The following is a 21,176-nucleotide window of genomic DNA, read 5'->3' as shown; positions in this document are numbered from 1 at the left end:
TACTTAACCCATCATACTGCAATGGGGTCTATTCCCGTTGGTTGTGTTTCTTATTCTGTTAAAAACGGTACTGGCCAACAACGTGACGCAATGTAGTCACCTGTTCAGAAAGCGCATTAGCCTTTTCATTGACCAGTTCTGATGCTTGCGCGCTCTGCTGTGAGATGTCTCTTATCTCAACGACGCTGCGATCCATCTCTTGTGTCGCACCTTGCTGCTCTTCCGTCGCCGCGGCAATTTGCAAGTTCATTGCATTAACGTGATCAACTTGATTGGCAACCCGTGCCAAGCGCGACACAGTATTTTCGGCGCTCTCGATCGTTTGCTTCGCCTCATGTTGACTCGTCGCCATTTCAGACATGGCTTGGTGCGCTCGCTTTTGCAACGTCGTAATGATTTCGTTGATCTCCTCGGTCGAGCCGCTGGTCCGTTGGGCGAGGTTACGCACTTCATCGGCAACCACCGCAAATCCGCGCCCACTCTCCCCTGCACGCGCCGCCTCAATGGCTGCGTTTAAAGCAAGTAAGTTGGTCTGCTCAGAGATACCACCAATCACTTCGACCACACTGCCGATACGATCCGCATCCTCACGCAAACTATCGATGAGTTCTGACGTCTGGTTGATTTGTCGAGTCAGTGTTTGAATATCTTGCGAGGTACGCTCGAGAGTCAGTTTGGCATTTTCGACTTCTTGATTTGCTTCCCCTGTTGCCTCAGAGGTCGATGCCGCATTTCCTGCCACTTCAGCAACACTGGTGGCCATTTCTGTCATCGCAGAGGCCACGGTATCGGCATTCTCAAGCTGACGACCAATAATGGTGGAGACATCCGCTGACGTCTCACCCAGTTGCAACGACACCGTTTTGATCAGATCTGAGCTATTGTTGATGGTTTGCAAGTTTTCTCGAAGATGATCAACGGTCACTTGGACTTCACGCGCTAAATCACCCAGTTCATCTTTGCGATTTTGTCCGGAGATAGTCAGTGCCAGCTCCCCTTCAGCTAGCGCTTTCACTTTCTTTTGCAAACTGAGCAATGGGCGGGTGATATTGCCCGAAATTAAGAAGCCAATACCGGCCACCAACAACGCCGTAATCGCACTTACGATTAACGAGGCGCGCTCATTGCTTTCAGCGGCCACAACACTCTGGTTATATACCGCGTTGACCTGACGCTCCATATCCACAAACACCTGATTGACCTGATCACTCAACAACGCATATTGCGCACCTTCACGCTCGACGACATTTAAAAATGCCGCTTCTCGATAACCTTGAGAGACGCGTTCCCGGGTATAGTTCAAGAGGTTTAAGTATGCCGCCCACTCATTGCGAATCGTATTGACGTTTTGTGCCGTGCGATTATCAGATCGCGCTTGCCAGTCTTCAAACGCCCGTCCTAATTGAGCAACCAGCGGCGCCATTTCAGCTTCTACCTGCTGCTTCATCGCATCATCTGGCGCGAGTACCAAAGACAAGGATAGTGCACGTAACTCCCCCAATGGCTGCACAATCGATGAGCTCAACCAAACCAACTGACTACTGCTTACATTGACTGTCTCTAACGCTTCGCTATTTCGATTTGATTGCATGAAATTCATCGATGTCAAAAACACCAAACCCAATACGGCGGTCACAACGAGCCCAATAAGCTTCACACCAATACGGATATCACTTAACCATTTCGCGTTAATCATGATTTTCCCTTTCTACTCGTAATTTAAACTCGCTGGATCTGTAATGGCGCGGTGCGAGATGGCGGCAAGGCCCCTTCACGCACAGACCAGTGATAACGGCTTATTTTCAGTTCCCATAATGGGCTCGTCGCCATCGGATAGGGCACATAATGGACTTCCTTATTCGTCGCTAAGACTTGGTTAGGGGCAGGCACAAAGAGCATATAGCCTTGGTCATAGACGTGTGTCATGATCTGCCTGCTTAATGCTAGATACGCGTCGCTACCGACCGATTCGGCAAACAGCGCATCAATGTAACCATCGAGCCTGGCGTCCGGCATAATAGTGCTCCACACACTCGTAGTACGGTAAGCCACAAATACGCTCCACGGGTGATTGAAGTACCAATCATCCATACTCCAAATGAGCAAATCCCAGTCTTTGGTGTTCTGTTTTTGGTTGGTGGTAAGTAGCTGCGCAAAGATGTCTTTTTCACTGTCTGTGAGCTCAATATCTAACGTCACCCCAACACGTCCCAGTTGATAAGCAATGCCACGCCACAACCACAGAAAGCTTCGCTGGCTATACACCTTGAGGGTAATGCCATCTAATATCTGTTTTAGTGCTGCCTGCTGTTCTGGGTCATAGGGGTTACTGACTTCGGAGTAGGGTTTGAGACTCGTTGACAGTTCCGCGATACGTGGAAAGTTAGGGGAGGCGTTGGTGGCCTTGGCTTGCCCTTCATCCATGTAGACAAAGGACAGTAGATTGGCTTGGTGAATCGCTTTGTTTAAGGCGACGCGCACCGCCTGTTCTTGAAGCCGCGGATGGCCATTGCGCAAATTAAGATGAATCGCAAAGTTGTTGTTGCTTGATGCCGAAACCACCTTACTGTGCGGTGAACGCATCGTCTGCACCTTATCGTGAAACGGGATAGGCGCGATATCTAGTTGCCCTTCTTGTGCTTGCACTTGGTTGATGGCTGCTTGACTATCCAGCTCGGTGTAAATCGTGATCCGTTCTATATTGGGTTCATTTGGTCGCCAGTAATACGGGTTTGCTTTCAACATCACTTCTTTCGTCTGGCGATCCCCTTCAACATACCCTTCGATAAGTTGGTAGGGGCCAAGACCATATGGGCCTGCTTCGGCTAAATTGGGGCATGTCGCTTTGCCGTTCCACCCAAACTTTTCCAGATAGGTATCGGTGTAGAAATGCAGCCACAACAGGTCATTCATGAACTGGCCATAACGTTGCGATAAGTAAATCCTGACTCGCTGCTCATCAAGCGCAGTGGCTGAAAGTAAGGTTTCATGCAATTTTGAAAAAAGAAATGGCGATTGGCGAAAGGCGAGAATATTGCGAACGACAGATTGCGCAGTAAAAGGCGTACCATCTTGAAACTTGATCCCTTCACGCAAAGTCACATCGTAGGCTGTTTCAGAAACTTGGCGAATGTCGGTTGCCAACTCATACTCCCAGCCTTGTTGATTATTGGCTGGCCGGATCAAGCCAACATTAATGGCATGAGAGGTGTAAATGTAAGGAAGATTTGGAATATATATTTTGACATGAGACCCCGCCTGCAAGCGTGGTGCAAAATGTTCGGCGACATCATCCTCTTTTAAGGTCAGAGGCCCTTCAGAAGCGTAGCTTGGCATGGCTGCGCTGCCACTGAGCAATGCCATCCATTTTAGCCATTGCCGCCTAGTCAATTCATTCATTGAGTCATCGTCCTTCTATCATTCTGTTCATGTTAAGCAACGCACAAAAGTGTGAATGCAAATAGAGACAGTACAGATAAGAATGATAGGCAGCGATTATGGCTTTATCAATGAAACATGGCGCATATTAATGCAAATTTACGACTTCAAGTAAAACATCTCAAAGAGAAGACAGTTATGACTAGTTTTTTGCTCTTTATTGACAACTTGAGTTAAACCCAAGCAGTTTATTGCGCTAAGCGGTAAGACATCAAGGCTGACGATAGCCAATCAGCGGATTCAACAATCTCTTGCCCTTCACACTGAATAAGATAAGCCTTTCCAGAGGTGGTGCTCTTGGTAGCGCTAAACTTAATGAAATCTTCCGCGGACTTGATGCGCTTACTGAAATAGCCCTGTTTTACTTGCATATGCTCAACCGCCTCGAGGGTTGTATAAGATTTGCCATTTCTCACAAACACGCACTCTGTCGCCTCAGCGACATACTGGTAAAGGTACTCAATCTCTTTGTCCAACGATGCCGCTGACGTACTCCAAGAGGACAATGCCAAGATAAATAGGCTCAATAGACTCGAATGGCGTTTCACTTCAACCTCCTAACAGATTGTAAAATATACTTAAATCCCCTTTCACTTTACCACAGTAAACTCAATCGACCTCAAGAGTCTGGCTTCAAAAGTGAACTAGCGCATCGACAAGTAAAGCTGTGAGTCAATCGCTTTCCCCTTGCAACTCTGTAGCGCTACAACACGTTGCACTATATATGCACTTTATATACAATCCATATATAAACCACTTATAGAGATACAACGAATGGGTATCGTTAAGATCAGTGAGGATCTCCACGAAGAGATCCGTAAAGCCAGCAACGTAATGTCTCGCTCTATCAATTCTCAAGCTGAGTTTTGGATGAAGATGGGCATGCTCGCTGAGCTCAATCCCAACATGACGTTCAATCAATTGATTCGTCAACAATTAGCACAAGAAAACTTTACTGCGCTTGAACAGGAAGAACGCGATGCATCCTAGTGTCACAATTAAAAACGAAGCAGAACAAGCACTCATGGCGGAATCAGGGCGACTGCTGGCGCAAGTCTTTGCCATGCTTGATGACTTCGTAAAACCGGGCGTTTCCACCATGGCGATCAACAATCGGGTTGATGACTTCATCGTCAATGAACTTCATGCTCGCCCTGCCAGCAAAGGCCAATACGGTTATCAGTTTGTACTGAACTGCTCTATAAACGAAGTCGTTTGCCATGGGATTCCGAGTGATCATCAATTACTCAAATCCTCTGACATCATTAACCTGGATATCACCCTAGAAAAAGACGGCTTTATCACAGATTCGAGCAAGATGTATGTTATGCCTGATGCCCCGTTGCCAGCACGCCGTTTAGTCAACACAACACAAGAAGCCATGTGGGCAGGCATTGCACAGGTAAAACCCGGCGCAAAACTGGGTGATATTGGTGCAGCGATTCAGAAAGTAGCAGAAAAAGCAGGCTACAGTGTCGTGCGAGAATACTGTGGACACGGGATTGGCAGAGAGATGCACGAAGAGCCTAACGTTCTCCACTATGGTACAGCGGGGACAGGGTTAACCTTGAAAGCAGGCATGACGTTTACTATTGAGCCGATGATCAACCAAGGTACTTACAAAACGAAAACCAAAAAAGATGGTTGGACCGTTGTTACTCGCGACAAAAAACTCTCAGCACAGTGCGAACATACCATTCTTGTGACAAACACAGGTTATCAAGTCTTAACCTTGCGAGAAGAAGAAACGCAGTAAAACACATACTCGCATCACCAACCCGCGACTGAAATTCATCTGTCGCGGGTTTCGACGAACATTTATACTCACCTGCCGGTCGATTCAAACACCATCCCATCTATTGGGTTCAAAGCGAAAGTTTGCCGCAATAACGTCCCTTCAACCTTATTCCCTATGTATACTCAAGCCACCTCAAGATGCAGGATTCAGAAGCAGACTAGCGATTCGAGTTCAAGGCAAAGGGGTGAAGGAATGGTTTCCCCTTTCGAGCGCCTTTAACGCAGAAATCGGGGCGCTAGTTGCTTCCCAAAGGGCGAGTTTTCTAGGCTCGCCACCTTTGTTACTGCTTTTTGATTTAGTTCACTAGACCTTCAAAGCAGTGCCTCGATGGCAAACCTAGAAATTCTCGCTGAGCAAGCATCTTGAGGTGGCTTGAGTATAAGCATCACACTTCAATCAGTTCTTCGACTCGATTGTGCTCGTTTGCTTTTGCCAACATCTTGCGGATAACCACTGAAGATAAAAAGGCGACCCCAACCATGACAACCGCTAAGACTGAGAGCAACTGAAAGTACTCGCCATAAACCGTTCGCGCGATTTCTTGCGTAATAACTTGCCCCTTTTCCAACGCAATTGACGTTGAAAAAACAGCGCCGACAATCCCACTCAGGGCGATCGCCACTGAAAACAAGCTTACCGAAAAGTTCTCAATCTGCTTTGGTGCGACGGAGAGAATAAAAGCGACCACCAAACTACCCACAATGACTTCCGCAAATGCTTGGAAGAAATGCACCAGCAAAAACACTTCAGCACGAATCACCACCTCTTCGCCCACACCCATGACCGCCGCCGTTAACAAACCAAAAGCAATCGCCGTTAGAATGAATGCAAAGCCAATCTTGGTCGCTGTTGAAAAATGAATGCCTCGCTTTTCAAGACGAGAAAAAGTCATGGTGATAACAGGGCCCGCAACAATACACCACAACGGATTCATCGCCATAGAGGCTTCAGGGGCAATAGGAATCACACCAAACAAGTCACCACGCATGGTATTGATCGCCACCATGGTCATCGATGTCATCATTTGCCCGTAGTAAACAAAGAAACATGTCGTTATGACAACCATGATCAATATTGTGCCCATTTTCAGCGCTGCTGACTTGTTCGCTTTCACCATCAATGAAACAAAGTAAAGAATGGCAGCAGCCCCGATGGCGTAAACAATGTTTTGCCCTATATCCATGTTGGAGAACATAAAAAACACTAGCCCCACCATGCCTATCGATAAGAACATGAACGAGAGCCAGTTTTTCGCACCCACTGGCGCTTGATCTATCTCTGCGCCTACTTTCACCAAACGTTTGTTAAACAGAATTAAGGTTGCAAAAGCGAGCACGGCTAGCAACGTTGACAGTAAAAAACTGCCGTTGAAGCCAACGGTAAGGACGAACAGCGGGAAAAGATACTGCCCCAACAAGGCCCCGACGTTGTTTACGGAATAGTTAACTGGATAGCCATTTTCGAAGTCTTCTTCCGTTGCAAAAGTACGCTTATATAAACTCGGGTACGAAGGAGACATCAAACCACGGGCATAACTTGCTAACGCAATACCCACCAAGCTCAGTGGCACATTAACCGTTGATGCACCTAACACGAGCAAGAGATAACCTGTCGCAAAAGCGCCGTACGCAATTGTCAACGAGCGATATGCCCCGAGGAACTTATCTGCGATGAATCCGCCCGCAATCGCAAACAATGGACCAATGGACGAAAACGCACCAACGACCATCATGGTGTCCGCTTCGCTATAACCCAGCTCTTCTAGAAAAAAACGTGTCAGTACGACCATTACGCCATAAAAAGAGAGACCAAACATCATTTGGCAGAACATCATTGATTTATTGAGGATATTCCACATAATCACCTTCCTTTTGACCAAAAATACAACTTTATACCCAAAAGAATACAATAATTAGAATGTAATATTCTGAAACATATCGCTCAAAAAACAGCATTCTCTCAATGATAATTTCTAATTCCCAACGCACAAAAACTAATATGTATATACACAATAAGAACAAACAACATCGAAGCGCTGGTAGGTGATTGGTTCATTGCGATGCAGGAGATCATCTGAGAGATAGAAATATTCTCAAAATGCCTATACTCAAGACACGCATTTGAACATCGCGTCGGCTAAATCAGTAAGCAGTCTTTGCTCAATGGCTGTGACGACCTATCGCGTGAGTTCACAAATTCTTTTACACATCATTCATGACGCCTGAGTGCGCACTCTGCTAGAGTCTCCCTTTCTCTGCTTGAAAAGGATGTATGATGCAAGCTTCTTTCATTGATGGTGACTTGATTTACCGCCAACACCAATTCCAACTTCCACTCGATTACAACCAATCCCACGGCGCGAAAATCACTGTCTTTGCCCGCGAAGTGGTTGATTTAGCTAACGACGAAAAAGAGTTGCCATGGTTGGTCTATTTTCAAGGCGGACCAGGCTTTGCATCGCCGCGTCCTGAAGGTCGCTCTGGCTGGTTAAAGCGCGTGTTGCGCGAACATCGTGTTTTACTCCTAGACCAACGCGGCACAGGCAACAGTTCACCTATCCACGCACAAACACTGCAGCACCTAAACGCAACCGAACAAGCAGACTACTTGAGTCATTTTCGTGCCGATAACATCGTGCGTGATGCCGAGGCCATCCGCGAACAGTTCGGGGTCAAACAGTGGGCGATCTTAGGACAGAGTTTTGGTGGCTTTTGCTCGCTAACCTATTTGTCCCTGTTTCCACAGAGCTTGCTGCGTAGCTACATTACGGGCGGCGTGCCATCGCTAGCTCGTCATGCAGACGATGTGTATGAGGCCACTTATCAGCGTGTAGAAGACAAAAACAACGCCTTTTTCGCGCAGTTTCCTCAAGCACAAGTACAATGCCAAAAAATTGCCGACTTCTTGTTAGCGAACGAGGTCTACCTACCCAATGGTCAACGCTTTACCGTTGAACAGTTTCAACTTATCGGCATTAACCTTGGCCGCAGCCATGCTCACTTGCCTATGTTCTATTTACTCGAGAGTGCGTTCGTAGACGAAAACGGGAAACAATCGCTGAGCTACCCATTCCTCAACGCCATGCTGGCCGAGCAAAGCTACCTCACCAACCCCATTTACGCCATTTTGCACGAGTCCATCTACTGCCAGAATGAAGCTTCTCGTTGGTCTGCCCACCGCACTCGCCCGGAAAAATTTAACTATACGCCCGGAAAGCCTTTCCTGTTTACTGGTGAAATGGTTTATCCATGGATGTTTGACCAACTCGAGACCCTAAAACCACTCAAAGCCGCTGCTGAACTGCTCGCAGAAAAATCCGATTGGGGCACACTTTATGATCACGCCGTTTTAGCCCAGAACACCGTCCCGGTCGCCTGTGCTGCTTACGCCGAAGACATGTATGTAGAGCTCGCTTACACTCAGGAATCATTACGCCACATTCCAAACAGTAAAGCGTGGATCACCAACGAGTATGAGCACAACGGTTTACGCGAAGACGGTGAACGTATCCTTGATAAGTTGATTGCCATGGGCAATCGCATTGCTCATCTACCGACGTAAGCCAGCCAGCACCTCCAAGTGAAGAAAACACGCTCACTTGGAGGTTGCTTTCCATCTACGTCTCTCCTCAAAAAAACTCACAGTTTGATATAACGATCAATAACACTCAGATTGTTTGATATATTACTCAACATCAATGACTAATCGCCAAGCATCATGAGTAAGAGACACAAACAGTTTGAACGTTATGTTCTATTTACCGAAGTCGCCAAACAGCTGAGTTTTGCCAAAGCAGCCGAAAAGCTCGACATCTCTCGTAGCTATCTTTCTAGCCAAATCAATGCGCTAGAAAAGGAGCTTGGTGTAGTACTTTTAGCACGATCGACCCGCTCCGTCAGCCTCACCGATAATGGTGCTAAACTGCTCAATCGCATGCAAAAAGTTGACGAGACTTTGCTTGAAGTAGAGCGAGAACTCTCAGAAGATGCCACCCGATTCGAGGGAACAATCCGGATTACCGCACCGGGTATGCTTGGCTCAGCAATCCTGCCAGCAGCCTGTATCGCCTTCAATCAGACATACCCCAAGATCACCTTTGAGATCGAGTTAGATGCAGAACAACGTCATTTGGATAAAAGCTTGTTTGATATCGCGATCCGGTCCACACATACTCCACCGGATAATATGATCGCCAAGCCTCTGACTCATTATCGGCATGTTTGCTGCGCCTCTCCCGATTTTATCCGTCAACACGGTTTGCCCGAAACGCCTTCGCAGATTACTGACTACCCTTGTCTTATGACTTCGTGGGATAAGACTTGGACGTTTTACGATGGCGAAAATGTCATTGAAGTCGCACCTTCAGGCCCTTTTCATTGTGACGAACGCACCTTGTTAACGCGATTCGCTTTGCAAGGCGCAGGCATTGTCAAAGCCCCTGACTACTCTTTAAAAGAACACATTGACGCAGGACGCCTCATTCCATTGCTTGAAGCCTATACCTTAGGACAAAAGCCCATCTATCTCATCTATCCAGAGCGCCACCGCAGCAATGTGAAGATCAATGCGTTCATAGAACAACTCATCCAACAATTTAACGCATAAGTCCAATACTCAGCGATCTTCAGGTGCTGGTGCTGAAATACAGGTGAATCCCTGGGGTTTCGCACGCGTCGACTTTAGGGAAGGAGACCTATCGATGAACATTTATAAGCAAGTACTAAAACTCGCAGCGCCAATTGCGATGCACAGTGTGCTGTTTTCTAGCCTTGGTTTCATCGATGCGTACATGCTGGCGCAATTAGGTGGAGAGAGTGTTGCTGCAGGAAGTGTTGGCGGACGAGTGATGTGGGTATGCTTTAACATCATCATCGGCCTGTCCGGTGCTGTCGCCATTCTTGTCGCACAAGGGGCTGGCGCAAACAGTGATAAAGCCATCGGACAAAATCTCCATCTCGGTATGGGATTCGCCCTGCTCGTCGCAACCATTGTTTCACCATTGCTGTTTTATTTCGCTTCGCCTATCGTGAGCCTCATCTCTTCAGATAGGCAGGTTATCCTGCTCGCCGCTTCATACATTGAAATTACCGCCTTCACGCTTTTCGCTGGCGCGCTCTCAACGCTATGGGGGGCAGGATTGCGCGCGATAGGCAAACCGCAGATCGCGCTCTACCTCTTTCTCATCGAACTTATTCTCAATGTCACTTTCAATTACCTGCTGATCTTCGGCAACGCTGGATTCCCAGCGCTCGGTATCCAAGGCGCAGCTTGGGGGACTTTGTTAGCCAAAAGCCTCTCCACACTGCTACTGGCGGTCTATGTTCACCGCCGCATTCCCCTGCTCAAGCTCAACTATACGGTCATGAAAAGGGCGCTAACGATCGGTAAAATAAAGCAATACTGGGTACTCGCGTTACCGCTGATAGGAGGAGAACTGGTATGGAGCCTTGGGCTGTCAGTTTATCACAGTATTTATGGTCACATAGACAGCACGGTTCTGGCTGCGATGGCCGTACTCGCGCCGATTGAAATTATTGCCGCGTCCTTTAGCTGGGGATGTGCCGCCGCCACTGGGGTATTGATTAGCCAAACGATAGGCGCAAGAAATCACGCCGCACTATCGCGCTATATCCGCGCAGGACTCATTTGTTCACTCGTGGCAGCAACCGTATTAGTGTTGTCGCTTTGGCTATCACAAGGCTGGATCTGGCGGGGCTTAAATCAACTTGAACCCGCGGTCCTTGCTCAGACGGAAAGTCTCTTCCCGCTAATTTTAACCAGTATCCTGTTGCGTGCGATGACAATGACAATGATGTCTGGCGTACTCAAAAGTGGTGGTGATACTACCTTCACTTTTTGGTTGGATTTGATCGCCCAATGGGTGTTGGCCGTTCCACTTTCACTCTGCGCTGCATTTCTGCTTGATTGGCCAATTGAGGGCATCTATGCCGTCGTTCTACTTGAAGAAGTCACCAAATTAGTCCCTATGTTCTACCGAGTAAAAACGGGAAAGTGGATAAAGCAGCTCGCTTAATGACAATGCTATAGCCCATATCGGTATGTAACTAGCAACAGCACCAACAGGCATAAGGCAAAACGGGATGCTATCGCATCCCGTTTCTCTTTCATGACTCTTTGGAGGAAGGATCATCTTCACTGAATTGATCTGCGTATCCCTTAGGCGGCGGTGTCCAACTGCGTTCTGCCATCGAATGACCATCACTGCGATCAAAAGCCATCGCTTGCTTAATCCTCTCTTCCAACGCCATAAACAACTTCACATAATTGTTATCGTAGCGCTCACTGCCCTCTGATTCATCATTCCAAGCCGCATACAATTCGTCAGACTGTGCATCTTCCGCACGTTTAAAGGCATTTTTTTGCTGCTCGACAAGGAATGGATGCTGACCAAACTCACGCATCGCCGCCGCCCCCAACTCTAGCGCTGAATGATACGTTTCTGATTCAATCACATCAGCACCAGCTTGACGTAACTGGTAACCATGACCACGGTCGAACGCGCGGGCCAAGACTTTCACTTTAGGGAAGCTATGTTTAAGGTATTTCACCAATTCGACCGACGCCTCCTGATTATCAATCGCGACCACCACCATTGCAGCCTCTTCTACACCAGCGGTGTGCAAGAGATCCGGCCGAGTCGCATCACCAAAGTACGCCTGCGTATTAATTCGACGTAAGTTATCCACTTGGTCTGCTTGATGATCTAACACTACCGTTTTTACCCCATTTGCCACCAACACACGATTGACGATTTGACCAAAACGCCCGATGCCCGCGATGATGACTGTGCCTTTTTCCTCGATGACATCTTCTTCACGCTGATTCGATTGTCGCTCATATCGCGGCAGAATCACCTTATCAAACAAGATAAACAAGCCCGGAGTGAGGAACATGGATAGCGCAACCACCAAAGATAAGGTCTGCACAATCTCTGCTGGCAAGACATGGTTTTGTGTAGAGAAGCTCAAAAGTACAAAGCCGAACTCACCCGCTTGCGCCAAGCTCAAAGTGAATAGCCATCGGTTACTGCCTTTAATGCGGAAGATCAACGCCAGCACGAACAGCACCGCCGCTTTTAGTGCAATGACTGCCAACGTCAAACCAATAATGGTAAAGAACTCACCAAACAGCACATCAAACCGAATGCCAGCCCCCACAGTGATAAAAAACAGCCCAAGCAACAATCCTTTGAATGGCTCAATATTTGACTCTAGTTCATGCCGAAACTCACTATTGGCAAGCATCACACCCGCGATAAATGTCCCAAGTGCCGGAGAGAGGCCCACCAGACTCATGAGTGCCGCAATACCCACCACCAGCATCAATGCCGTTGCGGTAAAGATTTCGCGTAACCCTGAACCCGCGACAAATTTGAACAGTGGACGACTCAAGAAGTGTCCGCCCACCACGACTGCCGCGATTGATGCCGTGATCACCAAACCATAGGCCCAGCCCGGCAGCCCCGCTACTAGGCTCAACTCTTCATGATGATCTGCCGCAGTGTGCACTGCCTGCTGCGCTTGTGCGATCAACTCAGGTAGCGCTAGGAGCGGAATAAAGGCAAGCATCGGGATAACCGCGATATCTTGGAAAAGCAAAACAGAGAAGGCATTCTGACCACCTTCCGTTTTAGTCAGTCCTTTCTCATTAAATGTCTGCAATACGATGGCGGTAGATGAGAGTGAGAAAATCAATCCTATCGCGAGCGCAATAGACCATGGCTGGTTAAAACCCAACGCTATCCCCATCACTATCGCGGCCGTTAAACCGACTTGCAGCCCCCCTAGCCCGAGTAAGCGGTTTCTCATGCCCCACAACATGCGTGGTTCAAGCTCTAAACCGACTAAGAACAGCATCATAACGACGCCAAACTCAGCAAAATGCTGAATCGTTGTCGTCTCTTCACCCACCAGACCAATCACCGGGCCAATCACTGTGCCCGCAATCAAGTACCCTAATACCGAGCCCAACCCAAATCGCTTCGCTAACGGTACCGCAATAACGGCCGCAACAAGGTAAATAAACGCTTGAATGAAGTAACTAGTCATTAGGCACCATCCTTGATGAAGTTGCGCAGATTGTCGGTCAGTATTGGCAGAGCTTGCGCCGCCTTGATGTCTACCTTGTCATCGACCAAGGCATGTAACAGCTGCCGATATTGTTCAACATGGCCTGCAACTCGCTTATCTTCCACGGCCGTTCGCGATCCAAAAATCGCAAAGGGTGGCAAGTAAACCATACCGGTCAGGTTCGCCATTTGCTCAAGAGGTTGCAAAAGTTCGCCAATCGTAAAGTGGTTATAGCCATCTGCGCGATATGCTTCTGCTTTCCCTCCCGCTGATAGCGCGCACAAAAAGGGTTTACCGTGAAGTTGAGTACCTTCCTGCCCGTAGGCAAAGCCATACTCCAAAATCAAATCTTGCCACTCCTTCAATATCGAAGGCGTGGAGTACCAATAAAGAGGGAATTGAAAAATGACCACATCGTGGGAAAGCAGGCGCTTTTGCTCGCGATCGATGCAAATATCAAAATTCGGATATTCATAATAGAGATCAACAAGGGTTACTCCTTCGACTTCTTGCGCCGCTTGCCGTAATGGAAAATTGACTTCGCTTCGATGCTGCGAAGGATGTGCATACAGGACAAGTACCCTTTTCGTTGCCATAGTAACCGCCTTCCCTTTCAAAAACTCCATTGAATTTCATTATCTAAGCGCAACCAATCATAAATAGCAATGTTGCGACATAACCAACGGTACAATCGCGTCAGCGTCGCAATATCAAGAAGCTTATATACTCAAGTAACCTCAAGATACTGGATTCAGAAGCGAACTAGCGCGTCGAGTTCAAGGCAAAGGTGTGAAGGAATGGGTTCCCCTTTCAAATACCTTTAACGCAGAAATCGGGGCGCTAGGCGCTTCCCCTTGGGCGAGTTTTCTAGGCTCGTCACCGTTGTTACTGCTTTTCGATTTAGTCCACTAGACCTTCAAAGCAGTGCCTTGCTGACAAGCCTAGAAATTCTCGCTGAACAAGCATCTTGAGGTTACTTGAGTATATTCACCCAGTGCACTCTACACTTAAGAGCATTACGTAAAGTGAGGATAAAGCAATGAACATGGTTGGCTGGTTTGAAATTTATGTGAATGATCTAGAGAAAGCGAAAGCCTTTTATCAAACAGTATTAGCAAAAGAACTTTCTCAACTCCCGGCGTTTTCAGACAACATGCCCGAGATGTGGGCTTTTCCTTGGACGGACGGAGAAATGGGTGCGCCCGGCGCTATCTGCAAGATGCAAGGCGTAGACGCTGGAGGAAATTCCACCATGGTCTATTTCAATTGCAAAGATTGCGCAGAGGAGGAGTCGCGTATTGAGGGTGCAGGGGGAAAAGTGGTTTGTTCCAAAATGCAGATTGGCGAGTTTGGTTTCATCGTCGTCGCTTCCGACCCTGACGGTAACATGATTGGTTTTCATTCCGAGCAGTAGATCATTTCCTACCCCGTCTAGCCCCCTCTAGACCGCATGGGGTGCTATCTCATCATAGGCATCGCCGAGAGACCAAGTCATCTCGGCGATGCGCTCAATTAATTAATCACGTACAAATTACGAACAAAGGATAACAGAATCGATTTGCATACCGTCTTATTCTGACCGCTCACTCACAAGGAGACGTCTATGAAAAAGATAGGAATTGCCCTCTCTGCCATATGTGTCGCGATGATCAGCGGATGTGGTAGCAGTAGTGGCGATGGCAAGCTTGAATCGAAAACACCGCCAACGGTTAACGCAGGCGAGGATTTGCGCAGCATGAGCGGCAATACCGTGCGCTTACATGCGATTGGCAAAGACAAAGAAACCAAAAAGTTAGTTTATCATTGGCAACAAACCCTTGGCCCAGAAGTAGCAATTAACAATCCTTCTAACCCTTACCTTTCAATTGCTACCCCTGATAACCTGCCGCAAACCACGACACTAGAGTTCGAAGTCACGGTAGCGGATAGTCATGGCAAGACCGCGAGCGATAGGGTATCGCTGTTTGTTGAACCCTACGTATCACGCATGGATGAGGTGACGTTTGTAGACCCAGAACTTGCACGTTGCATAAACAACTGGCTACCCGAAGGCGATGCGTTAAGTACACTGGAGCGTGTTGAATGTGGTTATGATTATGAAATCACCCGAACCGATGACCTCATTTATCTCCCCAATCTTCGTGTTTTTCGCAGCCAATCAGAAAAACTCGCCAGCATAGATACCCGGACAGTCCCTAACCTGATCGCCCTGATACTGCACTCTTCACAACTTGAACACCTTGATCTCAATGTACTGCCTGAGCTTAACCACTTGAGCATCACACGCGGAGATAAGTTGCAGTCGCTCGACGTCAGTGAAAACGCAACGCTGAATCAATTGTTCATTGAAAACACCGCGATCAGAGAGATTGATCTTTCTCCATTGTCTGAACTTAAACAGCTAACGCTAAACGACAGCCAGCTTAAAACCATCGATCTCAACGCCAACCTAAAGCTCAGTAGTATTGAACTGGTAGGTAATCAACTCACCGAGATTCAACTCGCCCCTCTTGCGGACCTTCGATATGTGAACTTGGCTAACAATCAACTTACGCAAATCGACGTCAGTCAAAATTCGCAGATTCGATCATTGGACGTACATGGCAATCAGCTTGGTCTGCTTGATATAGACAAACTAGACAAAATTTACTCTCTCAATATCAGTGACAATACCCAATTACGTCATCTCGATGTCACCAACAATGGTCAACTGGAAGACTTGTTCGTCAGCAATACGGCAATAGCCCGTTTAGACTTAAGCCAAAACCCCAATATCACCCTGCTGCACCTTGCAGATACCAAGGTCGACGGCTTACAGTTCCATGAAGCAATGCGATTAAGGGATTTGGACATCAGCAATACAAACTTGGTACTAGAGCGAATCACACCGCGCCAATACCTTCGCACCCTAACCGCAAACAACGCGGGGATCACGACCTTCTCGCTGACCGACTACCCTTATTTGGACACCCTTTCATTGCAACACAATCAGCTCGCTACCTTCGATGTCGCGGCCGACCGTTCCCTCTTCTCTATCGATCTCTCACACAATCAACTCAGTCGATTTGAAGGCCATAAACTCAGTAACATTCGACGCCTGTTTTTGAATCAGAATCAACTTGAGCACGTCACCTTACCTGTGAACAAAGACCCCAATAAAGAAGCGCGGTTCTATCTTAATGACAACCAAATCGCCTTTCTTGAAGTCCCTGACACAAAAGTTGAGGTACTCATGATAGCGAGAAACCCACTGACTCAGTTGGTGACAACACCACAAAGCGACATCGCCCTGCTTGATATGTCCGGCACGGAAATCACAGATATCGAACTGGGAAAACTGTTCTGCCTTTTCGCCTATGATCACAATCTAGCGGCGGAAGCGGTGCAGAAAATAAAAGATAAGCATGACAGCCCAGATCCCTTCGTCGCTTTCTTCGACGAACATCTAGACAATCACTTTGAGGTCTGTGATACCGCGCTAAGACCCAAATTCCCAGACGCCTAACCGCCAGTTATCCGCACCTAAAGCAAAGGCTGCCAACACGGCAGCCTTCTATACTCAAAGCACCTCAAGGTGCTTGTTCAGCGAGACTTTCTAGGTTTGCCATCGAGGCACGGTTTTGAAGGTCTAGTGGACTAAATCAACAAGCAGTAACAAAGGTGGCGAGCCTAGAAAACTCGCCCTTTGGGAAGCGATACACTTAGCCCATCAGGCGACTAACAAAGGTATCTATTTGGGTTCGTCCTGTGGCTGGGTTCATAAAGACCGCTTTTTCACCCGGAATATAGGAATATTTGCCATACGGGTTGTACGCTGAGCGAGAAATAAACTCAACCCAATTGGTGTACAAACCAACTTTTCCGCGCTGTTTGAAGATTTGACGGTGCCATTTGCTGTTGCGCGCTAACATCGCCATGTAGGCTTCATTACTCATACACTGCTGCTCGTTGGCAAACTCAGCATTAACATCGTTGACCCACTCAGGGTTGTAAAGACGAAAGCCGACACTTGGCCCCTGATTTTCTGGCACCATCAATTTGACGTTCCCCAACTCAAGTAACTGGCTACGGAAATAGTTTGCGTTCTGTAAACAGTGAGCAAGGATGATTTGATAGCCTTCAATGCCCATGTATTTCATCGCGGCATAAGCACCAAAAACGCCGACAGCACCACGAGAGCACTCAATCGTTGACTGTAAGTGCGTTTGACCTTGCAGATCGTGCTCAAAGTACGAGAAGTTCTCTGGCTCATTTTCTAGCGCTTTCATATCGTCTTTGTTTTTGATCATCACCAAACTCGACGTATAAGGCACATATCCCCATTTATGGAAGTCCACCGTAAAGGAATCGGCATACTTCAGCTCACGAACACGAGCGACGGTGCGCTCAATACCTGCGAGCGTGACTTCATTAATGGCTAACGGGTTACGCTTGAAGTCATAATCGAGGAAGAAGATCATCGACCAACCTACCGCCGCATCCACATGCAAGTGAGGCTTCACGGGGACTTGGTATTCTTCGCACAAACGTTCACGCAAGTCATACACGGGTTTGATTTTGTCTACCGCAAAGGTATCTGTCGTTCCCATGGTGATCATGATGGTGGGAATCAAACACTTCACCGCGAAACAGGCACGCATTTGACGTTCAAGATCATCAAAATCAATGTCGTGGCTATCCGTCACTTTAATGCGAATCGTCTTCTCTTTAATATCAACACCCAGCAGCGACAAGTTGGTCATATTGGAGTAATGACCACCTTGCGAGTTAATGATGCGATAATCCGGTACTGACTGCATACCATGATGAATGGCCGTCGGTAGCGACTTACGCAAACCCAACAAGTAACCATATAAGTTGCAGAAAGTGCCACCTTGGGTAAACAAGCCCGTCGACTGTTCAGGATCATAACCAACATGCGTCGCGATTTGGCGAATCACATGTTTCTCCAACTGATCAGCCATGCCCGCATATTCACTATACGCAAGATTCGGGTTCGCCATTGCTCCCATCATAGAGCCGTAAATCGCGGGGTCGGCAGGCATGGTCACCACATTTTCCACCGAAGACGGGTTTTCCCAATCTTTTGACAAGGCTGCGGCAAACGCCAACATTTCATCCGGCTGACCACTCGGTCGCATGCGGCCTTGTGACAACGACGCATCGCCCACTAACTGCGCATGCAACGCTTCACCATTCGGATACCCAGCAATACGCTCATGAGGCGATAAACGCTGCTGCCTAAAATTGTGAATCGCCGCAAAGCCAGGCTCATTGAACACTGGCCACTTATTGGGGTCTCGCGAAAAGTAATCAGCAAACGCTTCGTTGTAATAACGTTCAAAGGCACTATTGAGTTGGTTTGCTTCTTTATTTTGAAGCAGCGAAAGACAGGAATTAGACATGTATCTACCTAAATGTATTTTATGTAGCGAAGAGATGGCGACCTCTGTTGAGAAAGAAGGCAAGTCACCACCTCAGAAAGAAACGGCAACCTGTGTCACCGTCATAAGGCTGGTTAAAGCGTCTTGAACTTTGAGACCATCGCATTGAGCGCTTCATTTGCTCGCGCGAGATCATCCGTGGCCGCAACGATGTGCTGACCATCGGTAAGCAAATTGTCAGCAATATCGCGAATCGCATGCATGTTCTTATTCACTTCCTGTGTCACGGCATTTTGCTCTTCAGCCGCCGTCGATATTTGCGTGCTCAACTGCTCAATATCCACCACCGCTTGGCTCATTCTATTCAAACTCACATTCACATCAGATGTGTTGGTCGCCGCACTTTGACAACGCTGACGCGTGGTTTCCATGGCATCAACTACGGCATCCTTCCCAGACATGAGCTGATTCAAAATGTCACCAATCTCCGAGGTACTCTGTTGTGTACGCCCCGCAAGCGCGCGCACTTCATCGGCGACAACGGCAAATCCACGACCTTGCTCGCCTGCACGCGCTGCTTCGATCGCCGCATTCAAGGCCAACAAATTCGTTTGGTCTGCAATATCACCAATAACGGATAACACCGCGCTAATCTCACTCGCGTCCTTGTTCATGGTGTCGATGTTGGCAGCCATCACATCAAACTCAGCCAGTAATGAGGTCACACTGCTCACCGCGCTATCAACCACCTGCTGAGATTTTGTCGCTTCTTCACCCGCACATTGAGTGATTTGATTTGCTTCACTGACATTCAGCGCAACAGAGCCTGACGCTTCGCTCATTTGCAGCATCGCAGAGACTATTTGCTCAGTTTCGACCGAGTGATGCGTTAACTTTTGCTCACTCTGTTTTGCAGATTGACTGAGTTGCTCAATACTGGTGGAAATCTCTTGAGTAGATTGAGAGATCTGTTGGATCATGTACTGCACATTCGAGACGAACTGATTAAAGGCTTCACTGATTTGCCCAAGGTCATCATCTCCTTTCACCTCAAGGCGCTGGGTTAAATCACCACTGCCAGAAGCCAAATCTTGTACTGCGCCCTTGAGGTTTAACAAAGGACGATAAATCTTATTCAAGATGGCAATGATGGCGGCAGACACCAAGCACATGAGAATCAAGATGGTTAACACTGCGCGCCACGTTGCTTGCTTGACCCCAGCCATTGCCGTCTCATCATCAATGAACACCATCAGTGTCCAATAACTACCATCATTGAGATCAATACGTTGGAAGTACCCCGACATCATGGTGCCAAGATAATCAATGGCGAGCAGACCTTCCGTTTGGCTCGCGAACGCGTCTTCGATAAATCGCCAAGCGGGTAAGACTTGTGACGGGGTTTTACCGATATCGGTCGGATCGTCACTGGCGATAAAAACATGATTGTGATCAGTCAACGTCGCCGCACCGCCAGCAAAGCGAAAATTACTGATCCCCTCAGTCACCTCAGTGATAGAGATATCGGCCGTTAACACGCCGATAAAGCGCCCCATCGACATCACTGGCGAGCTGATGCTCACCACTGTTTCATTGCTGACCACATCCACATAAGGCGCGCTGATGACCGTAGATTGGCGACGCTTGGCATTTTGATACCACTCGCGATTAATAAAGAAATCGGAGACATCAAACACACCGTTCGTTCCACCATGCGCGGCATAAGTTCGGCCATCTTCATACGCAACCGCCACATTCGACAACTGACCTGAATCTACGAGCAATCGTACGTAGCGTAAGTTGTCCGTTTCGGTCAAACTCAAACTAAAATGTGACGCGCTACGATCGATATGCTCATACCTCTCTTGCATCCATACTTCTGCTTCATCCGCATAAAAACTCAAACGGTCTACTGTAGCTTGCGTCAGCCCAGTCACCATCTGTTCTTTCAAAGTAGAAATATTTACAAGACCAAGGATACTTAATGACGCCGCGACCAATAAAGTCACCGCGACATTGATTCTTGCTTTAAACCCGAGTTTCATGTGCTTCCTTTATGCAATGTCAATTAATATAAACGCAGTGGTAAAACGACCAAAAGTACAGTTAATAAAACAGGTAACTTATAATTTGCTCACACGTGTGAATAAATAAAAATGACTTGCCATAAATTTTTATTAATAGAAATGGCGGGCGATTATAAACAGCTTTACCTTACTAAGTGAAGCATACAAAGCATCAATGTAACGTATTGATTACACGACAATACAGCGTCTTCTGGCTACAAAACCATCACGCGACACGGTTGACTATTAACATAGAGTTAGCATGCTGATTAAAATTCATTAGATATGATCTTTATTCGATCAATTTATCATCCCTTAAAGGAATGAAGATTCAAACTAAGACAGGGATAGATACATTGATAATACAAATAAAATAAAAAATGTGGCGGTTACTCATTCC

The 21,176-nt window shown here is 47.4% G+C and carries 16 protein-coding genes; 8 read left to right on the top strand and 8 right to left on the bottom strand.

Annotated elements, in window-relative coordinates; all coding sequences use genetic code 11:
- Positions 1 to 58: 58 nt before the first annotated feature.
- From TSUB_RS17455 to TSUB_RS17445, 3 genes are all read right to left on the bottom strand, one after another.
- Entirely contained in the window at positions 59 to 1,696 is a 1,638-nt protein-coding gene (locus TSUB_RS17455) for a methyl-accepting chemotaxis protein (RefSeq protein WP_087018180.1), read from the bottom strand.
- 23 nt (positions 1,697 to 1,719) lie between these two features.
- Positions 1,720 to 3,399, bottom strand: a complete 1,680-nt coding sequence (locus TSUB_RS17450; RefSeq protein ID WP_087018178.1) for an ABC transporter substrate-binding protein — start codon at positions 3,397 to 3,399, stop codon at positions 1,720 to 1,722.
- A 227-nt stretch (positions 3,400 to 3,626) separates the two neighbouring features.
- Positions 3,627 to 3,986 carry a DUF5329 family protein gene (locus TSUB_RS17445; RefSeq protein WP_087018176.1) on the bottom strand — a complete coding sequence of 120 codons (360 nt, stop codon included), beginning with the start codon at positions 3,984 to 3,986 and terminating at the stop codon, positions 3,627 to 3,629.
- A 226-nt stretch (positions 3,987 to 4,212) separates the two neighbouring features.
- Between TSUB_RS17445 and TSUB_RS17440 the strand changes: the two genes are divergently transcribed.
- Together TSUB_RS17440 and map are read left to right on the top strand one after the other, a co-directional pair.
- Positions 4,213 to 4,428 (top strand): ParD-like family protein, encoded by a 216-nt coding sequence (locus TSUB_RS17440; protein ID WP_087024849.1) that lies wholly within the window; start codon positions 4,213 to 4,215, stop codon positions 4,426 to 4,428.
- Complete coding sequence (gene map, locus TSUB_RS17435; RefSeq protein WP_087024851.1) at positions 4,418 to 5,194, top strand: type I methionyl aminopeptidase; 777 nt, start codon at positions 4,418 to 4,420, stop codon at positions 5,192 to 5,194. Before TSUB_RS17440 ends, map begins: the two co-directional genes overlap by 11 nt.
- A gap of 427 nt (positions 5,195 to 5,621) precedes the next feature.
- On the opposite strand, the gene TSUB_RS17430 is transcribed toward map, so the two are convergent.
- Entirely contained in the window at positions 5,622 to 7,094 is a 1,473-nt protein-coding gene (locus TSUB_RS17430) for a peptide MFS transporter (RefSeq protein WP_087024853.1), read from the bottom strand.
- A gap of 416 nt (positions 7,095 to 7,510) precedes the next feature.
- On the opposite strand from TSUB_RS17430, the gene TSUB_RS17425 reads away from it, so the two are divergent.
- From TSUB_RS17425 to TSUB_RS17415, 3 genes are all read left to right on the top strand, one after another.
- A complete protein-coding gene (locus tag TSUB_RS17425) occupies positions 7,511 to 8,797 on the top strand; it encodes an alpha/beta fold hydrolase (RefSeq protein WP_087024855.1) in 1,287 nt (428 codons plus the stop codon).
- A 156-nt stretch (positions 8,798 to 8,953) separates the two neighbouring features.
- Positions 8,954 to 9,841 (top strand): LysR family transcriptional regulator, encoded by an 888-nt coding sequence (locus tag TSUB_RS17420; RefSeq protein WP_087024857.1) that lies wholly within the window; start codon positions 8,954 to 8,956, stop codon positions 9,839 to 9,841.
- A gap of 94 nt (positions 9,842 to 9,935) precedes the next feature.
- Positions 9,936 to 11,270, top strand: coding sequence for an MATE family efflux transporter (locus tag TSUB_RS17415; RefSeq protein WP_087024859.1), 1,335 nt, complete (start codon positions 9,936 to 9,938; stop codon positions 11,268 to 11,270).
- Positions 11,271 to 11,361: 91 nt separating this feature from the next.
- Here TSUB_RS17415 and TSUB_RS17410 read toward each other — a convergent pair whose 3' ends face one another.
- Both TSUB_RS17410 and TSUB_RS17405 read right to left on the bottom strand, forming a co-directional pair.
- Positions 11,362 to 13,305, bottom strand: coding sequence for a cation:proton antiporter domain-containing protein (locus TSUB_RS17410; RefSeq protein ID WP_087024861.1), 1,944 nt, complete (start codon positions 13,303 to 13,305; stop codon positions 11,362 to 11,364).
- Positions 13,305 to 13,922 (bottom strand): NAD(P)H-dependent oxidoreductase, encoded by a 618-nt coding sequence (locus tag TSUB_RS17405; RefSeq protein WP_087024874.1) that lies wholly within the window; start codon positions 13,920 to 13,922, stop codon positions 13,305 to 13,307. The genes TSUB_RS17410 and TSUB_RS17405 overlap by 1 nt, the downstream gene beginning before the upstream one ends.
- Positions 13,923 to 14,365: 443 nt before the next feature.
- Here TSUB_RS17405 and TSUB_RS17400 point away from each other — a divergent pair, with 443 nt between their 5' ends.
- Positions 14,366 to 14,740, top strand: a complete 375-nt coding sequence (locus TSUB_RS17400) for a VOC family protein (protein WP_087024863.1) — start codon at positions 14,366 to 14,368, stop codon at positions 14,738 to 14,740.
- A 189-nt stretch (positions 14,741 to 14,929) separates the two neighbouring features.
- Positions 14,930 to 16,831: a leucine-rich repeat domain-containing protein gene (locus tag TSUB_RS17395; protein ID WP_087024866.1), complete on the top strand. Its 1,902-nt coding sequence runs from the start codon at positions 14,930 to 14,932 to the stop codon at positions 16,829 to 16,831.
- Between the two features lie 196 nt (positions 16,832 to 17,027).
- Here the strand turns inward: TSUB_RS17395 and TSUB_RS17390 are convergent, their stop codons facing one another.
- Positions 17,028 to 18,731: a pyridoxal phosphate-dependent decarboxylase family protein gene (locus TSUB_RS17390; RefSeq protein ID WP_087024868.1), complete on the bottom strand. Its 1,704-nt coding sequence runs from the start codon at positions 18,729 to 18,731 to the stop codon at positions 17,028 to 17,030.
- On the opposite strand from TSUB_RS17390, the gene TSUB_RS25210 reads away from it, so the two are divergent.
- A complete protein-coding gene (locus tag TSUB_RS25210; RefSeq protein WP_281422941.1) occupies positions 18,730 to 18,858 on the top strand; it encodes a hypothetical protein in 129 nt (42 codons plus the stop codon). The two genes, TSUB_RS17390 and TSUB_RS25210, sit on opposite strands and share 2 nt — an antisense overlap.
- On the opposite strand, the gene TSUB_RS17385 is transcribed toward TSUB_RS25210, so the two are convergent.
- Positions 18,845 to 20,755 carry a methyl-accepting chemotaxis protein gene (locus TSUB_RS17385; protein ID WP_087024871.1) on the bottom strand — a complete coding sequence of 637 codons (1,911 nt, stop codon included), beginning with the start codon at positions 20,753 to 20,755 and terminating at the stop codon, positions 18,845 to 18,847. The genes TSUB_RS25210 and TSUB_RS17385 overlap by 14 nt on opposite strands.
- Positions 20,756 to 21,176: the final 421 nt, after the last annotated feature.

Origin of the sequence: Thaumasiovibrio subtropicus (assembly GCF_019703835.1) — a bacterium.
In the GTDB taxonomy this organism is placed as follows: Bacteria; Pseudomonadota; Gammaproteobacteria; order Enterobacterales; family Vibrionaceae; genus Thaumasiovibrio; species Thaumasiovibrio subtropicus.
The sequence above is the reverse complement of the archived record's forward strand: the minus strand, read 5'-3'. Positions and strand labels throughout refer to the sequence as shown.

Bases quoted from the DNA above. Each gene is read 5' to 3' on its own strand.
- TSUB_RS17455 (WP_087018180.1), bottom strand. From the start codon at position 1,696: ATGATTAACGCGAAATGGTTAAGTGATATCCGTATTGGTGTGAAGCTT.
- TSUB_RS17450 (WP_087018178.1), bottom strand. From the start codon at position 3,399: ATGAATGAATTGACTAGGCGGCAATGGCTAAAATGGATGGCATTGCTC.
- TSUB_RS17440 (WP_087024849.1), top strand. From the start codon at position 4,213: ATGGGTATCGTTAAGATCAGTGAGGATCTCCACGAAGAGATCCGTAAA.
- map (WP_087024851.1), top strand. From the start codon at position 4,418: ATGCATCCTAGTGTCACAATTAAAAACGAAGCAGAACAAGCACTCATG.
- TSUB_RS17430 (WP_087024853.1), bottom strand. From the start codon at position 7,094: ATGTGGAATATCCTCAATAAATCAATGATGTTCTGCCAAATGATGTTT.
- TSUB_RS17425 (WP_087024855.1), top strand. From the start codon at position 7,511: ATGCAAGCTTCTTTCATTGATGGTGACTTGATTTACCGCCAACACCAA.
- TSUB_RS17420 (WP_087024857.1), top strand. From the start codon at position 8,954: ATGAGTAAGAGACACAAACAGTTTGAACGTTATGTTCTATTTACCGAA.
- TSUB_RS17415 (WP_087024859.1), top strand. From the start codon at position 9,936: ATGAACATTTATAAGCAAGTACTAAAACTCGCAGCGCCAATTGCGATG.
- TSUB_RS17410 (WP_087024861.1), bottom strand. From the start codon at position 13,305: ATGACTAGTTACTTCATTCAAGCGTTTATTTACCTTGTTGCGGCCGTT.
- TSUB_RS17405 (WP_087024874.1), bottom strand. From the start codon at position 13,922: ATGGCAACGAAAAGGGTACTTGTCCTGTATGCACATCCTTCGCAGCAT.
- TSUB_RS17400 (WP_087024863.1), top strand. From the start codon at position 14,366: ATGAACATGGTTGGCTGGTTTGAAATTTATGTGAATGATCTAGAGAAA.
- TSUB_RS17395 (WP_087024866.1), top strand. From the start codon at position 14,930: ATGAAAAAGATAGGAATTGCCCTCTCTGCCATATGTGTCGCGATGATC.
- TSUB_RS25210 (WP_281422941.1), top strand. From the start codon at position 18,730: ATGTATCTACCTAAATGTATTTTATGTAGCGAAGAGATGGCGACCTCT.
- TSUB_RS17390 (WP_087024868.1), bottom strand. From the start codon at position 18,731: ATGTCTAATTCCTGTCTTTCGCTGCTTCAAAATAAAGAAGCAAACCAA.
- TSUB_RS17385 (WP_087024871.1), bottom strand. From the start codon at position 20,755: ATGAAACTCGGGTTTAAAGCAAGAATCAATGTCGCGGTGACTTTATTG.